Raw genomic sequence first — 14,903 nt, 5'->3', positions numbered from 1 at the left:
TATCAGGGCTTCAGCCCATAGCGCGCATATTCGCGTTCGAGCGACGGCGCGATGCGGCGCGCGGCCGCGAGGTCGCGGTTCGCATCGTCGATCCGGCCCATCCGCTTCAGCACGATCGCGCGCAGCAGGCGGCTCGACCCGAGGTCGGGCGCCTGCAGCAGCGCGGCGTCGAGATCGCGCAGCGCATCCTCGTCGCGGCCGAGGCGCATCCACGCGAGCGCCCGGCTGTCGAGGATCGACGCGCTGCTGTCGCTCAGTTCCATCGCCGACGTGCAGTCCTTGAGCGCCGACTCGACTTCGATCTCGCGCGTGCCCTTGATCCAGCAGCGCGCGTTGAGCAGCCACGGCGAACCCGGCTTTTCCTCGATCATCGCATTGACGACGTCGAGCGCCGTCTGCGCGTCGCCATATTCGCCGAGCAAGCTCGCCTTCCCCAGCTTGTAATCGTCGCGCTGCTTGCCGCCGATCGCGATCCGCTCGTCGAGCATCGCGACGGCCTTGTCGACGTCGCCCTGTTCGGCGGTCAGCATTGCGACCGCACCGATCGCGTTCGACGACGATGGGTCGAGCTTGCGCGCCGCCTCGGCATCGGCGAGCGCGCCCGCGACATCGCCCACCGACTGCCGCGCGTAGCTGCGGCTGAGATAGGTATCGGCCGACGGCAGGATCGCGAGCATCCGCGTATAATCCGCGATCGCCGCCTTATAATCGCCGATTCCGCTGTGAAACGAAGCCGCGCCCGCCAGCGGGGTCACATTGTCCTCGTCGGCATCTTTCGCGACCTTGGCGAAGATCGCTTCGACGGCGGCGAGCTGCGTTCCGCTTGGGCGGTCGCTCGCGGCGAGCTGCCACCGGCGCCGCGCATCCTGCGGCGCGATCAGCCGCGGCGCCCGCGCCGTCATCGTCGCAAAGCGGTCGCGCTCGGCGGGGACATCGGCCGCCGCAATCTCCGCGCCCGACGAGGCGAGCGTTTCGTCGACCGTGACGGCGCCGTCCGCCAGCGTCACCGATCGCTTGAGACCATAGCCCGCAAAGCGGCCGTCGAGCGCGCCCTCGCCCTCGACCTTATAGCCTTCGCCGCCGTTCGGCAGGCGGATTCGCATGCGATAGTGGGCGAGGTCGGGTGCGGCGGTGGCGACGGGAATGTCGGCCCATGCCGGTCGCGCGCGATCGGGTGCGAAGCTCAAGAGATCGGGGATGCGCGACAGCCAGCGCTCCATTCGCCGATCGTCGCGCTTCCAGCCCGTCGAAAAAACGCCGCGCCCCTTGATCGTCGCCGTTCCCGCTTCGGCATCGGTGGTCGTCGTCAGCGATTCATATTGCGCCTGTCCGACATAGGATTGCAGGAACTGTTCGGTCAGCTTGCGTTGCTCCTTCGGGCCGAGCTGCGCCGAGGCGAGCGTCAGCAGGCTCGCGAACCTGCCGCGCATCACCATCGTCAGATCGATCACCGAGGGCAGGTCGATGCTCGTGCTCTCGTCGGCATCGATGCTGAGGTCGATATAGGGGCGCGCCGGCGGGCGCATCGCGATCTTGAGCAGGTCGGCGCCCTCGGCTCGCACCGGCAGGACATAGCCGAGCGCGGGGGTGTCCCGAATGTCGGCAAGCCGGGTGCCGAGATCGGTGCCGTCGAGCCACAGCGTCTCGCCGCCGATCGTCGCGCGCACGAGGACATGGTTGAAGGCCAGCGCGCTCGGCACGCGGCTCGCGACGATATCGCCCAGCCCCGCGTGCGCCGTCACCGGCTCGGCCTCGATATCCATCGCGTGGAGCAGCGCGAGCAGCAGCAGCGTCTTCGCCTTGCAGTCGCCGTAGCGCACCTCCCAGGTCTTGGCGGGCGCCTGCGGGACGTAATTGCCGCCGTCCATGCCGACCGCGAGGTAGCGGATCTTGTCCTGCACCAGTTGCAGCGCCATCGCCGCGCGCTTCAGCGGATCATCGGTCGCGGCCTCGATCGTCGCGACTTCGGCGGCAAGCGGACTGCCATCGGCGATGGTGCCGTCGGTCGCATAGAGCGGCGCCATCGTCCGCGAGACGTCGGCCCAGTCGGCGAAGGTCGACGCCTCGATGACCGGCGGCATCTGGTAACGCGCCGGCGCGTCGCCGGGCATCTCGGGCTGTTTGGCGATCGGCACGGCAAAGCTGAGGTCGGAAAAGCCGCCGCTCTTTCCGACCTTCGCATCGACGCCGCTCGCGAGCAGCTTCCACTGCGTCTTGTCGGTGCTCCGCCACGACAGATGATAGTTGGCGGCCGCGACGCGCGCGGGCTGCGCGACAAGCGGCAGCGACAGCTGCGCGCGGCCGCCGAGCGCCGCGTCCTTCACCGTCGTCGACATGCGCAGGCGCAGGACGTCGCCGACGCGCAGCCCTTCCACCGCGAGCGTCGCCGACAATATGCCGGTCAGCTCGCGTTGCTCGAGCGTCTGCTCGCGGCGCAGCACGGTGAATTTCTGTCCCCCGGCGAGCGCGTCGATCACCTCGCCGTTTCGCACGATCGACAGCTCGTGGATGATCAGGTCGCCCTTGTCGGGCAGCCAGGCGAGCGTCACATTGCTGTTCTGCGACAGTGCCTCGGGCGTATCGAGTTTGACCGCGGTGTCGAAATAGCTCCACACCGTCGCGCCGTCGATCCGCTGCTGCGCGTCGTACAGCATCGGGCCGCCGCCGGACTCGCTCGCATCGGGAAGCCTGGTCGCGACCACCCACGCCGGCGCGGCTTCATAGAGCGGCTGTTCGCCCGCATAAACCACGGTGGGCGCGACAATCGCCGCCACGAACGCCAACTGGCGCCAAACCATCATCGAAATCTGCCCCCTGCCCCATTTCATACCCGCCGCCAAACTGCATGGGGGTGCCCGCCGTGGCAACCCCTTTTCCCTGCCGCTATGGCCGGAGCAGCGCCTCGATCGCTTCGGCGAGCCGGGCGTCGCGCTCCGACAGGCCATCGCAATCGTGGGTGGTCAGCAATATGTCGACGCGGTTGTAGACGTTCGACCATTCGGGGTGATGATCCATCTTCTCCGCGACGATCGCGACGCTCGCCATGAAGCCGAAGGCCTGCGCGAAGTCGGCGAAGCGGAAGCGGCGCGTGATCGCGTCGCGCGCCGGATCGTGCGTCCATTCGGGAAAACGGGCGAGCAGCGCGGCGCGCGCATCGTCGTCGAGTTTCTGAACCACCGCATTTTTCTCCCGCTGGTCAAGCCGTGCCGCCCGCCATAAGGAAGGGCGCGATGAGCGACAAGCCCGCCCTCTCCGACCTTCCCGACGGCTGGACCGGCGGCGCGCCCGATGCCGACGCTTTTCACGCGATGGCCGAGGCCGCGCTCGCCACATTGCCCGCGGTGTTCGCGCCGCATGTCGCGGGCCTCGTCATCGCGATCGAGGAGATCGCCGACGACGAAATCCTCGCCTCGCTCGACATCGAGCATCCCTACGAACTCACCGGTCTCTACGAAGGCCGCCCGCTGACCGAGCGCAGCATCGACCAGAGCGGCGGCATGCCCGACCGCGTAACCCTCTATCGCATCCCGATCCTCGTCGAATGGATCGAGGAAGGCGAGCGGCTCGACTGGCTGGTCCGTCATGTGCTGATCCACGAGATCGGCCATCATTTCGGCTTTTCCGACGACGACATGCACGCGCTCGAGGATATGGCGTGACCGCATTGCTTCTGCTCGACGGCGTGGCCTGCATCCGCGGCGACCGGCTGTTGTTCGAGGGCCTGTCGCTGACGCTGAACCGCGGCGACGCGCTCTGGCTGCGCGGCCCGAACGGCGCGGGCAAGTCGAGCCTGATCCGCCTCGCCGCCGGCCTGCTGCGTCCGGCCGCGGGCACCGTGACGCGCCGCGAGCGGATCGCGCTGATCGACGAGGCCTCGGCGCTCGATCCCGAATTGCCGTTGCGCCGCGCGCTCGATTTCTGGGCGCGGATCGACACCGTCGACGGGCATGCGCTGGGCCGCGCGATGGACGCGATGGCGCTTGGCAACCTGGCCGACGTGCCGGTGTCGATGCTTTCGACCGGCCAGCGCAAGCGCGCGGGCCTCGTGCGCGTCATCGCGAGCGGCGCGCCGATCTGGCTGCTCGACGAGCCCGCCAACGGCATGGACGAGGCGGCACAGGCGCGACTCATCACGGCGATCGCGACGCATCGCGCGAATGGCGGGGCGGTGCTGCTGGCGTCGCACTTCGCGCTGGGCGTGCCCGACATGGCGGAGCTGGACATGGGAGCGCTGGCGTGACCCGCCTCCCGTCATTGCGAGCGGAGCGAAGCAATCTCCAGCCATCCGCCTTGAGCAAGGTCGATGGCTGGAGATTGCTTCGTCGCTACGCTCCTCGCAATGACGGTGACGGCGAATGACCGCCCTTCTCGCCCTCTTCTGGCGCGACCTGCGCCGCGCATGGGGCAGCGGCGCGCTGTGGCTGCCGGTCGTCTTTTTCCTGCTCGTCGCGACCGCCTTTCCCTTTGCGGTCGGCCCCGACGCGCCGCTGCTCGCGAAGACCGGTGGCGGCATGGTCTGGGTCGCCGCGCTGCTCGCGGCGCTGCTGCCGATCGACCGGCTGGTGCGGCCCGACCGCGACGCCGGGGTGCTCGACCAGCTCGCGGTGCGGGGATTTTCCGACGAGCTGATCGCGGCAGTGAAGATCGCCGCGCACGCAATCGGCTTCGGCCTGCCGCTGCTCGTCGCGCTGCTTCCCGCCGCGGCGCTGCTCGCGCAGGACGGCGCGCGCGTCGCGACGCTCGCGACGGGGCTCGCCATCGCGATCCCCGCGCTCGCCGCGCTCGCGGTGCTCAGCGCCGCGCTCACCGCGAACCTCAAGGGCGGTAGTGCGATCGGCGGCCTGCTCGTGCTCCCGCTCGCGGTGCCGCTGCTGATCTTCGGCGCCGGGATGCTCGATCCGTCGGGGCGCGGGGCGGTGAAACTGCTCGCGGCGTCGAGCCTGCTGCTCACCGCGATCGGGCCCTTCGCGGCGGGGGCGGCGCTCAGGGGGCTGCGCGAATGACCGCGCCCCGCCAATCGCTGGCGCACGTCGCGCTCGTCGTTCGCGATTATGACGAGGCGATCGACTTCTACGTCGGCACCCTCGGCTTCACCCTCGTCGCCGACGACTATCAGCCCGCGCAGGACAAGCGCTGGGTGCTCGTGGCGCCGCCGGGCAACGCCGACCGCGGCGCGACCATCCTGCTCGCACGCGCCGCCAATGAGGAACAGGCGAAGTTCATCGGCGACCAGGCCGGCGGGCGCGTCTTCCTGTTCCTGCGCACCGATGATTTCTGGCGCGACTATCGGCGGTATCAGGACGCCGGCGTCACTTTCGTCCGCGACCCGCTCGAGGCCGACTACGGCACCGTCGCGGTCTTCCTCGACCTTTATGGCAACCGATGGGATCTGATCGAGTTTCGCAAGGCGGGCTGAGTTTCGCGGACTTTGGCACCGATTGAACGCACCCGCTGAAAGGCAAGGACGATGACGATGACCGAAGTGCTCGACGAGGGTCCGTTCTTTCACGGCACCATCGCCGATTTGCGCGTGGGTGATTTGCTTACAGCGGGATTCCGGTCGAACTATCGCCCCGAGGTGGTGATGAACCACATCTATTTCACTGCCTTGGTGGACGGCGCGGGGCTCGCCGCCGAAATCGCGGCGGACCTCACCGAAGGCGGGGCACTTCCGCGTGTGTATGCCGTAGAGCCGACCGGGGCGTTCGAGAACGACCCGAACGTGACCGACAAGAAATTTCCCGGCAACCCCACCCGGTCGTATCGCAGCAGCGCACCGCTCAGGGTCACTGGCGAAATCACGCATTGGACCAGGTTGACGCCCGAAGCCCTGCAGGTGTGGAGAGAACGACTGGCCGCACTGCGCGCGGACGAGCGCGGCGAAATCATCAACTGATGCGCGGCACCCCATAGGAAAAGGGCCGGAGTTTCCTCCGGCCCTTCCCTATAGCTTGTGCGCTTCGATCAGGCGCCGATTTCGGCGGTGTCGACCTTCACGCCCGGGCCCATCGACGACGACAGCGCGATCTTGCGGACATATTTGCCCTTCGCGCCGGCCGGCTTCGCCTTGACGATCGCGTCGACGAAGGCGTCGAAGTTCTGGCGCAGCTTCTCTTCGCCGAACGACAGCTTGCCGATGCCGGCGTGGATGATCCCGGCCTTTTCGACGCGGAATTCGATCTGACCGCCCTTGGCGGCCTTCACGGCTTCGGCGACGTTCGGGGTCACGGTGCCCAGCTTCGGGTTCGGCATCAGGCCCTTCGGACCCAGCGTCTTGCCGAGGCGGCCGACGATGCCCATCATGTCCGGCGTCGCGATGACGCGGCCATAGTCGAGGTTGCCCGCGAGCATGTCTTCCATCAGGTCTTCGGCCCCGACCTTGTCGGCGCCGGCGGCCAGCGCCTTGTCGGCATTGTCGCCGCGCGCGAAGACCGCGACCTTGACGTCCTTGCCGGTGCCGGCGGGCAGCGTCACGACGCCGCGGACCATCTGGTCCGCGTGGCGCGGATCGACGCCCAGGTTCATCGCGATTTCCAGCGTCTCGTCGAACTTGGTCGACGCGAGTTCGCGCACGGTCTTGATCGCTTCGTCGACGGCGTGCAGCTTCAGCGCGTCAACCTTGCCCTCGAGGGCCTTCTGCTTCTTGGTCAGCTTTGCCATCGGTTCAGCCCTCCGTCACTTCGAGGCCCATCGAGCGGGCGCTGCCTTCGATGATCTTCGTCGCCTGTTCGATGTCGTTGGCGTTCAGATCCTTCATCTTGATCTCGGCGATCTCGGCGAGCTTCGAACGCGCGATCTTGCCGCCGCTGATCTTGCCGGGCTCCTTCGAACCCGACTTCAGGTTCGCGGCCTTCTTGATCAGATAGGTCGCCGGGGGCGTCTTGGTGACGAACGAGAAGCTCTTGTCCGCATAGACGGTGATGATGGTCGGGGTCGGGGTGCCCTTGTCCATGGAATCGGTCGCGGCGTTGAACGCCTTGCAGAATTCCATGATGTTGACGCCGCGCTGGCCGAGCGCCGGCCCGAGCGGCGGCGACGGGTTGGCGGTGCCGGCGGGCACCTGCAGCTTGATGTAGCCGCTGATCTTCTTGGCCATGATGGCCTCCTTTCTTTCTGTCGCCCCGGATTAGGTCCGGGACTCAAAATAAGCGGTCGAACGGAAGGGCATCACCCCTTCCTCCCGCGCGGAATCACGCCCTTGTCTGACGCGAAGCGCGGCGCATAGGCGCAAGCGGGAAAAATTGCAAGCGGAGGCGCAGGCCGGTGGTGACTCGGTTTGAAGGCAAGCGTGCGATTTTTCTTTCTTCGTCACCCCGGACTTGATCCGGGGTGACGAGGCAGGGAACGACGCCTTCCAAATCCAAACTGAGCCACCACCCGCAGGCCGGGATCTCGCCCTGGCGTTCCTACCCGGCCGGCGGCCGATACCGTAGCAATCCTTCCTGCACGACGCTCGCGATCAGCGTGCCATCCTGGCGATAGATGGAGCCGCGGCACAGCCCGCGGTCGCCGCCCGTCCACGGGCTGTCCATGACGAAGACGAACCATTCGTCGACGCGGACGTCGGCATGAAACCACATCGCATGGTCGAGACTGGTCGACACCACGCCTGGCGTCCAGAAATTCACCCCGTGCGGCAACATGGCCGAGGACAGCAGCCCCATGTCCGACGCGAAGGCCAGAAAGCCGCGATGGACCAGCGGATCGTCGCCGATCGGCGCCGCGACGCGGAACCATTGATAATGCTGCGTCGCTTTCGCCGACGCCGGCGGGCGATAGCTGCGCACCTCGAACGGCCGCGTTCGCGCCATATTGGCGAGCTGCCGGTCGGAAATTTCGGGCGCCGCCGCGACGAAATCGGTGAAGTCCCAGCATTTTTCGGGCGGCAGCAGGTCGGGCATCGGCACCTGATGCGCCAGCCCCTCGGCGCGCACCTGGAACGAGGCGGTCAGGTTGAAGATGACCTTGCCGTCCTGGCGCACCACGACGCGGCGGTTGGAGAAGCTGCGCCCGTCGAAGTCGCGGTGGATGCGGAAATGCAGCGGCTTGGTCTCGTCGCCGCCACGCAGGAAATAGGCGTGGAGCGAATGGACCTGCTTGCCCTCATCGACGGTGCGCGCGGCGGCCATCATCGCCTGCGCGATGACCTGCCCGCCGAAGATGCGGTCGCGCGCGGTGGTCGCCAACGCGGGAAAGGTGAATTCGTCCGCGAGGCCGGGGACGGGATCGAGATCGAAGAGCCGCGCGACCGCGCCGACCACGGTTTCCGCCGGCACGCTGGCGTTGATCTCGCGCGCGCGGGCGATGCGAGCCTGGATCTCCGCGGGAGAGAGCGTTGTCACGATGCAGAACCCCTTTCGTCATTCCGGCGAAAGCCGGAATCTCCCGCTATCGTTCCGTAATGACGCACGAGATCCCCGCGTTCGCGGGGATGACGACCTGTCGGGGTCGTCACTTCATCCGTTCGACCTGCTCGAAATCGAGCTCGACGGGGGTGGCGCGGCCAAAGATCGACACCGAGACCTTGACCCGCGCCTTGTCGAAATCGAGTTCCTCGACGACGCCGTTGAAGCTCGCGAACGGGCCCTCGAGCACCTTGACCTGATCGCCGATCTCGTAGTCGACGCGGATTTCGGTCTTCGGGCGCGCCGCGGCCTCTTCCTTGCTGTTCAGGATGCGCGCGGCCTCGGCCTCGCTGATCGCTTGCGGCTTGCCCATCGAACCCAGAAAGCCCGTGACCTTCGGCGTATTCTTGACGAGGTGATAGACGTCGTCGGTCATCGTCAGCTTGGCGAGGACATAGCCGGGGAAGAATTTGCGCTCGGCCTGCACCTTCTTGCCGCGCTTGACCTCGGTGACCGTTTCGACCGGCACCTCGACGGCTTCGACGAAATCGGTGAGGCCCATGCGTTCGGCTTCGGCCACGACCGAATCGCGGACCTTGTTCTCGAAACCCGAATAGGCGTGAATGATGTACCAGCGCGCCATAAGTCTGCGTATCCCCGTGTGAGCGCGCTTAGCGCGCGAGCGACGTCAGCCAGCCGACGATCGCGTTGAAAACCGTATCGATGCCCAGAAAGAACAGCGCGAGCAGCGTCGTCATGATCAGCACCATGATCGTCGTCTGCATCGTCTGGCGACCGGTCGGCCACACGATCTTGGTGGCTTCGGTCTTCACCTGGTTGACGAATTCGCCAATCTTCGGCTTCGCCATGTCGATCGTCCTGTTCCTGCCTGTCCAATGGTTCCGGCCAAATGGGTTGCCGCTCCGTCCGCGTCAAGCGTTTCGGGCAATAGTCCGCCCACCCTCCCCGGGCATGCCGGCGAAAGGCGGAACGAAAACGGCGCATCTGTCCGAATGAAAGCGGCCTTTAGCCGTGCCCCCTGCCCTTGGCAAGCGATAGCCGCATCGCGCCGGCCCCGATGGGCCGCACGGGAAAATCCCTTTTGTATCGTCCGCCTTTTTTCGCGCAAATTTGTCCCACTTCGCGCCAGAAGCCCGATCTATCGCTGCAAGGCTGGCAGCGATCGGAATTAAGCCGCTGATAAATCGAGATTATATATAATATTACAAAGGGGTGAAGATTAATATTAGATTAGCGATGTTGCGGCGATAATCTTTGTAAATTTACATCATCAGCAATTGGAGCCACATGTCGCACACAACCAAAACATTCGCTGGCTCTGTCTGGGCGCGCAGTCTTTGATACGGAGAATGGCATGAATGTATCCCGGGTCCCCCACCCATCGGGAATCGCTTCCGACCTGACGGACGCCGATCGGCGGAACAGTAGCCGCCACTGCACCGTCTACCGCATCGCCACGATCGAGCGCGAGGGCGACGCCGGCTTCTGGCGCGTCCGCAATATTTCCGACGAGGGCATGATGCTCGCGGCGAACGTGCAGGTCGACCCCGGCGAGCGCCTGCAGATCGCGCTGTCGGACAGCATCAGGCTGTCTGCGGAGGTCGTCTGGGCCGAAAACGGTCGCTGCGGCGTCGCGTTCGACACGCCGGTCAATGCGGCGGAATTGCTGAAACAGCTGGCGGCCGAGCAAAAGGCTTCGGGCTACCGCCCGCCACGATTGGCGGTTCGCGGCCATGCGACGATCGTGACCGACGACGGCCCCCGCGAAATCGACGTGGTCAACCTGTCGCAGCAGGGCGCGGGGCTCGTCCATGACGGCGAGCTCGAAGTCGGAACGAAGCTCGAACTGGTGCTGTGGGGCGGCGTCCGCCGCCGCGGCATCGTCCGCTGGTCGCGCAAGGGCCAGAGCGGCGTCTGGCTCACCGCACCGCTCGAACAGGCCGACCTCGAAAGCATCCGGCGCTTCGAGAGCTGACCCCGCGCGATATCGTCGCCGGTTCAGGCCGGCGACGATAGCTTCATCAGCACGAGCCCGGCGACGATCAGCAGCGCCGCCGCGATCCGCATCGCGCTCGCGGCCTCGCCCAGCACCCATATGCCGACCAGAAACGCGCCCACCGCGCCGATTCCGGTCCAGATCGTGTAGGCGGTGCCGAGCGGCAGCGCCTTCATCGACAGCGCCAGCAGCGCGAAACTCGCGATCATCGCGGCGATCGTGACGATCGACGGGCCGAGCTTGCTGAAGCCCTCCGATTGCTTCATCGAAAAGGCCCAGACGACTTCGAGAAGTCCGGCAATCACTAGGTAAATCCACGCCACGGGCAGCCTCCTTCAAGGGCCGCCGGGCCGTCCCGGACTTCAAACCCGCGCGCCGGCGGGCGGGGACGTGGCCCCGATGGCTGCCCGGGAAGGGCAGCGGCCAATCCCCTACCCATCCCCCGGCCGGCTGGCAATCCTACAGGAACGCGCCGCCTTATGCCGCCTTCTTCGCCTGCCGGAACTTGTGCAGCAGCGGCTCGGTATAGCCCGACGGCTGCGTCGCGCCCTCGAAGATCAGCGCGCGCGCCGCCTGCCAGGCGATGCCGTCGGGGGTCAGCTTTTCGTAGAGCGGGTCGCCGGCGTTCTGCGCGTCGACCTTCGCCGCCATGCGCGCAAGCGCGGCGTCGACCTGCTGCGCGGTGCAGACGCCGTGGAGCAGCCAGTTGGCGAGCGCCTGGCTCGAAATCCGCAGCGTCGCGCGATCCTCCATCAGCCCGACGTCGTCGATGTCGGGCACCTTCGAGCAGCCGACGCCCTGGTCGATCCAGCGAACGACATAGCCCAATATGCCCTGGCAATTATTGTCGAGCTCACGCGCCACCTCGGCCTCGCTCCAGTTGCGCCCGTTCGCGACGGGGATGGCGAGCAGCCGGTCGAGCCCCGGAACCGCCTCGCCCGCGATCTCCTTCTGCCGCGCGAACACGTCGACCTGATGATAGTGGAGCGCGTGCAGCGTCGCGGCGGTCGGCGACGGCACCCAGGCGGTGTTCGCGCCCGATTTCGGATGACCCACCTTCGCCTCGAGCATCGCGTGCATCAGGTCGGGCATCGCCCACATGCCCTTGCCGATCTGCGCCTTGCCCGAAAGCCCGCAGGCGAGCCCGATGCGGACGTTGCGGTCCTCATAGGCGGCGATCCAGTCCGACGCCTTCATCTCGCCCTTGGGGATCATCGGGCCGGCCTGCATCGAGGTGTGAATCTCGTCGCCGGTGCGGTCGAGGAAGCCGGTGTTGATGAAGACGATGCGGTCCCTCACCGCTTCGATGCACGCGGCGAGATTGGCGCTGGTGCGCCGCTCCTCGTCCATCACCCCGACCTTGATCGTGTGGCGCGCGAGGCCGAGCATGTCCTCGGCCGCATCGAACAGACGGTTGGTGAAGCTGCATTCCTCGGGCCCGTGCTGCTTGGGCTTGACGATATAGATGCTGCCCGCGCGGCTGTTCGTCAGCGTGCCGAGCCCCTTCAGATCGTGGAGCGCGCAGAGGCTGGTGATCACCGCGTCGCAGATGCCCTCGGGCGCTTCGGCGCCGTTCGGCAGCCTGATCATCGGCGTCGTCATCAGATGACCGACGTTGCGCACGAACATCACGCTGCGGCCGTGCAGCGTGAAGGGTTCGCCCGACGGCGACGTCCATTCGCGGTCCGCCGCCATCGCGCGCGTGACCGTTCGCCCGCCCTTGTCGAAGCTCTCGACGAGGTCGCCGCGCATCAGCCCGAGCCAGTTGGTATAGCCGAGCGCCTTGTCCTCGCCATCGACCGCCGCGACGCTGTCCTCGAGGTCGATGATCGTCGTCAGCGCCGCCTCGAGCACGACATCGGCGATGCCCGCGGGGTCGGTCTTGCCGATCGCGCTGTCCGGATCGATCACCAGTTCGATGTGCAGGCCATTGTGGCGGAGCAGAATGCCGCCCGGCTTGCTCCCCGCCCATTGCGACGGGTCGGCAAGCGTCACCTGCCCGCCCTGCCAGTCGGCCCAGCTTCCCGACGCGAGCGGCACCGCCTCATCGAGGAACGCCTTCGCCCGCGCGATCACCGCCGCACCGCGCGCCGTGTCATAGCCGCCAGGCTTCGCCGCCGGTGCGTCGAGCGCGTCGGTGCCGTAGAAGGCGTCGTACAGGCTGCCCCAGCGCGCATTGGCGGCGTTCAGGGCGAAGCGCGCGTTCAATGCCGGGACGACGAGCTGCGGCCCCGCCATCGTCGCGATCTCGGGGTCGACATTCGCGGTGCCGACCGCGAACGGTGCCGGCTCGGGAACCAGATAGCCGATCTCGCGCAGAAAGGCCTGATAGGCGGCCGCGTCGTGCGGCTGTCCGGCGCGCGCGCCGTGCCAGGCGTCGATCTTCGCCTGCAGGTCCTCGCGCTTGGCGAGCAACGCCATATTCTCGGGCGCGAAGCGACCCAGCAGCGCGGCGAAATCCGCCCAGAAGGCGTCGGCGTCGAGCCTGGTTCCGGGAATAGCCTTCTCCTCGATGAAGGAGACGAGGCGCGAATCGACCGACAGGCCGCGGCGATCGAGAAAATCAGTCATGCAAACACCCTATGGTCGGCGCGAACGCGCATGGGATCCGGGGAGGAAGGGCCCGCGCCCTATGCCGCGATTGCCGCGCGATGGCAACCGCCCCGCGCGACGATCAGCCCGATAGCTTGCGCACCCCCATCGGCGTCGGCGTCGGCGGCAGTTCGCCGAGCGCGACGCACACCCGGTTGCGCCCGCCCGCCTTCGCCCGGTAGAGCGCGGCGTCGGCGCGGCGCGACAGGTCGAACAGGGTATCGCCCGCCATCGCCTGCGCGACGCCGAAGGAGGCCGAGATCGTGCCGTCGATCCCCAGCCCCGCGAACGATGCGGCGCGAAAGGCGCGCCGCGCGGCCTCGGCCTGACGGCGCCCCTCGGCAAGGTCGGCACCCGCGAGCAGCACCGCGAACTCCTCGCCGCCCAGCCGGCTCACGACCGCGCCCTCCGCCACGGCATGGCGAAGAACATCGGCGAAATGCGCGATCACGCCGTCGCCCGCCGCATGGCCGTAGCCGTCGTTGATGGCCTTGAAATGATCGAGATCGGCGGCAATCAGAACCGCGGGCGCTCCGGTGCGCAGCGCGCGCTCGATCCGCCGCTCGGCGTGCCGGTCGAAACCGCGCCGATTGAGGAGCCCCGACAGCGAATCGGTTTCGGATCGGACCAGCATCTCGGCCGTCGTGTCGCGCATCATCACGAGCAGCAGGACGAGCGCGAGCGCGACCAGCGTGACCGCGCCGATGCTCTGCGAAATCGCCGCATAGGTCGACGCCATATAAGCCTGCGGCGTGCTGGCCGCGCCGACCGTCCAGGCGATCAGCGGCTTGACCGCATAGAGGAGGGCCGACAGGACCGCCAGCCCGATCAGAAGCAGGTCGAGCGCCTGCCGCCGCCCCGACCGCAGCACGACGAAGCCGAACAGGAGCTGCGTCGCGATGTAGGGCAGCTGATAGAGCGCGCGGCGCAGCACCGAAGTGACCGGCATGGCGAAGAGAAGCGGAACGGCGAGAAGGCTGAGGACCCAGATCGCGGCGATGGCCTTCCACGGCGGCGCGACGTCATAATGGCGCGCGACGCCGATCAGGCAGAGCGTCAGCGCGAGCAGAAAGGTCAGGAAGATGCCGATCCCGACCGGCGTCGGGTTCGACTGGATCCGCAGCAGGAATTCGAGCGCGACGTCGACGATACCCGTCGCATAGCCCGACGCCATCCACAGCGCACCGCGCGCCGACCGGTTGGTCGCGGCGACCACGCCAAAGGCAATGGCGAAGATGCCCGCGATGACCATGTTGATGCCGAGGACGAACGCCGCTGTCATATCGCGGCTTGCTTAGCGAATTTCCGCGACTGCCGCGCGGGAGAATTTTGCGACGGCGTGATTTTCGGGGAGGGCATTGCGTGCGAATGCGTCCGTTCCCGACCGGAAGGGGACATAGGCGGAGAGAAAGCCCCTCCCCTTCAGGGGAGGGGTTGGGGTGGGGTCTATCGGCCTTGCGCAAGGCGGATAGACCCCACCCCACTCCGACTAGGCAGCAAGCTGCCAAGTCTGCGTTGCCCCTCCCCTGAAGGGGAGGGGCTCATCGGGACGCAACGTCCGCTCTCCACCCCAAAATCGACGTTTGCCCGTCATCCCCCTTCCCTCGCATGTCGGATTAACTTACAGTTTACCATAAGCCCGGTGCGCCGATTCCCCGATTTGCGCCAGTGGCATGGCTTTTGCTGGACCGATGATGATGTGGAACAAAATCCGACGACTCTTCGTCATCAAGACCCGGTTCGAGGCCTGCCTGATCATCTATGCGCTCGGCGTCGGCGCGATGGCGCGCGGGATGGCCTATCTCGACCATTATCCGGGGATCGGCGGCAAATTGCTGCTCGTCGCGTGCAGCGGCTCGGTGTTCCTCGCGGGCGCGAAGATCTTCGACTGCCTGCGCTATGAACAGGCGGCGAAGGCGGCTGCGGCGTCCCAGCCTGCGACATAGGCG

17 protein-coding genes are annotated in these 14,903 nt (G+C 67.0%); 7 read left to right on the top strand and 10 right to left on the bottom strand.

Annotated features, from left to right (window positions below):
- Nucleotides 1-2: 2 nt before the first annotated feature.
- A complete protein-coding gene (locus tag CD928_RS00385; protein ID WP_255246985.1) occupies nucleotides 3-2,828 on the bottom strand; it encodes a DUF3857 domain-containing protein in 2,826 nt (941 codons plus the stop codon).
- 55 nt (nucleotides 2,829-2,883) lie between these two features.
- The gene (locus CD928_RS00380; protein ID WP_095383405.1) at nucleotides 2,884-3,177 is read right to left on the bottom strand and encodes a 4a-hydroxytetrahydrobiopterin dehydratase; all 294 of its coding nucleotides are present in this window, start codon (nucleotides 3,175-3,177) and stop codon (nucleotides 2,884-2,886) included.
- Nucleotides 3,178-3,230: 53 nt separating this feature from the next.
- On the opposite strand from CD928_RS00380, the gene CD928_RS00375 reads away from it, so the two are divergent.
- The 5 genes from CD928_RS00375 to arr all read left to right on the top strand — a co-directional run bounded on the left by CD928_RS00375 (nucleotide 3,231) and on the right by arr (nucleotide 5,896).
- Nucleotides 3,231-3,659 carry a metallopeptidase family protein gene (locus tag CD928_RS00375; RefSeq protein WP_141237046.1) on the top strand — a complete coding sequence of 143 codons (429 nt, stop codon included), beginning with the start codon at nucleotides 3,231-3,233 and terminating at the stop codon, nucleotides 3,657-3,659.
- Nucleotides 3,656-4,240 (top strand): heme ABC exporter ATP-binding protein CcmA, encoded by a 585-nt coding sequence (gene ccmA, locus CD928_RS00370; RefSeq protein ID WP_255246984.1) that lies wholly within the window; start codon nucleotides 3,656-3,658, stop codon nucleotides 4,238-4,240. Before CD928_RS00375 ends, ccmA begins: the two co-directional genes overlap by 4 nt.
- Nucleotides 4,241-4,355: 115 nt before the next feature.
- Nucleotides 4,356-5,003: a heme exporter protein CcmB gene (locus tag CD928_RS00365; RefSeq protein WP_095383399.1), complete on the top strand. Its 648-nt coding sequence runs from the start codon at nucleotides 4,356-4,358 to the stop codon at nucleotides 5,001-5,003.
- Nucleotides 5,000-5,416, top strand: a complete 417-nt coding sequence (locus CD928_RS00360; protein ID WP_095383396.1) for a VOC family protein — start codon at nucleotides 5,000-5,002, stop codon at nucleotides 5,414-5,416. Before CD928_RS00365 ends, CD928_RS00360 begins: the two co-directional genes overlap by 4 nt.
- A 57-nt stretch (nucleotides 5,417-5,473) precedes the next feature.
- Nucleotides 5,474-5,896 carry an NAD(+)--rifampin ADP-ribosyltransferase gene (gene arr / locus CD928_RS00355; protein WP_095385012.1) on the top strand — a complete coding sequence of 141 codons (423 nt, stop codon included), beginning with the start codon at nucleotides 5,474-5,476 and terminating at the stop codon, nucleotides 5,894-5,896.
- 68 nt (nucleotides 5,897-5,964) lie between these two features.
- On the opposite strand, the gene rplA is transcribed toward arr, so the two are convergent.
- The 5 genes from rplA to secE form a co-directional block, all read right to left on the bottom strand.
- Complete coding sequence (gene rplA, locus CD928_RS00350) at nucleotides 5,965-6,660, bottom strand: 50S ribosomal protein L1 (protein WP_095383393.1); 696 nt, start codon at nucleotides 6,658-6,660, stop codon at nucleotides 5,965-5,967.
- Between the two features lie 4 nt (nucleotides 6,661-6,664).
- Nucleotides 6,665-7,096 (bottom strand): 50S ribosomal protein L11, encoded by a 432-nt coding sequence (rplK, locus tag CD928_RS00345; RefSeq protein ID WP_095383380.1) that lies wholly within the window; start codon nucleotides 7,094-7,096, stop codon nucleotides 6,665-6,667.
- A gap of 310 nt (nucleotides 7,097-7,406) precedes the next feature.
- Nucleotides 7,407-8,342 (bottom strand): acyl-CoA thioesterase II, encoded by a 936-nt coding sequence (locus CD928_RS00340; RefSeq protein ID WP_095383378.1) that lies wholly within the window; start codon nucleotides 8,340-8,342, stop codon nucleotides 7,407-7,409.
- Between the two features lie 109 nt (nucleotides 8,343-8,451).
- The gene (gene nusG / locus CD928_RS00335) at nucleotides 8,452-8,988 is read right to left on the bottom strand and encodes a transcription termination/antitermination protein NusG (protein ID WP_095383375.1); all 537 of its coding nucleotides are present in this window, start codon (nucleotides 8,986-8,988) and stop codon (nucleotides 8,452-8,454) included.
- A gap of 28 nt (nucleotides 8,989-9,016) precedes the next feature.
- Complete coding sequence (gene secE, locus CD928_RS00330; RefSeq protein WP_095383372.1) at nucleotides 9,017-9,214, bottom strand: preprotein translocase subunit SecE; 198 nt, start codon at nucleotides 9,212-9,214, stop codon at nucleotides 9,017-9,019.
- Nucleotides 9,215-9,720: 506 nt separating this feature from the next.
- Between secE and CD928_RS00325 the strand changes: the two genes are divergently transcribed.
- A complete protein-coding gene (locus CD928_RS00325) occupies nucleotides 9,721-10,341 on the top strand; it encodes a PilZ domain-containing protein (protein WP_095383369.1) in 621 nt (206 codons plus the stop codon).
- 23 nt (nucleotides 10,342-10,364) lie between these two features.
- Here the strand turns inward: CD928_RS00325 and sugE are convergent, their stop codons facing one another.
- The 3 genes from sugE to CD928_RS00310 all read right to left on the bottom strand — a co-directional run bounded on the left by sugE (nucleotide 10,365) and on the right by CD928_RS00310 (nucleotide 14,236).
- Nucleotides 10,365-10,685: a quaternary ammonium compound efflux SMR transporter SugE gene (gene sugE / locus CD928_RS00320; protein ID WP_095383366.1), complete on the bottom strand. Its 321-nt coding sequence runs from the start codon at nucleotides 10,683-10,685 to the stop codon at nucleotides 10,365-10,367.
- A gap of 154 nt (nucleotides 10,686-10,839) precedes the next feature.
- Nucleotides 10,840-12,933: a malate synthase G gene (locus CD928_RS00315; RefSeq protein ID WP_095383363.1), complete on the bottom strand. Its 2,094-nt coding sequence runs from the start codon at nucleotides 12,931-12,933 to the stop codon at nucleotides 10,840-10,842.
- A gap of 103 nt (nucleotides 12,934-13,036) precedes the next feature.
- On the bottom strand, nucleotides 13,037-14,236 hold the full coding sequence (locus tag CD928_RS00310; RefSeq protein ID WP_095383360.1) for a GGDEF domain-containing protein: 1,200 nt from the start codon (nucleotides 14,234-14,236) through the stop codon (nucleotides 13,037-13,039).
- A 415-nt stretch (nucleotides 14,237-14,651) separates the two neighbouring features.
- Between CD928_RS00310 and CD928_RS00305 the strand changes: the two genes are divergently transcribed.
- A complete protein-coding gene (locus CD928_RS00305) occupies nucleotides 14,652-14,900 on the top strand; it encodes a hypothetical protein (RefSeq protein ID WP_095385009.1) in 249 nt (82 codons plus the stop codon).
- Nucleotides 14,901-14,903: the final 3 nt, after the last annotated feature.

This window comes from Sphingopyxis sp. GW247-27LB, from assembly GCF_002277025.1.
Taxonomy (GTDB): Bacteria; Pseudomonadota; Alphaproteobacteria; order Sphingomonadales; family Sphingomonadaceae; genus Sphingopyxis.
Note: the sequence above shows the minus strand (reverse complement) of the source record. Positions and strands in the feature narration are given on the sequence as shown.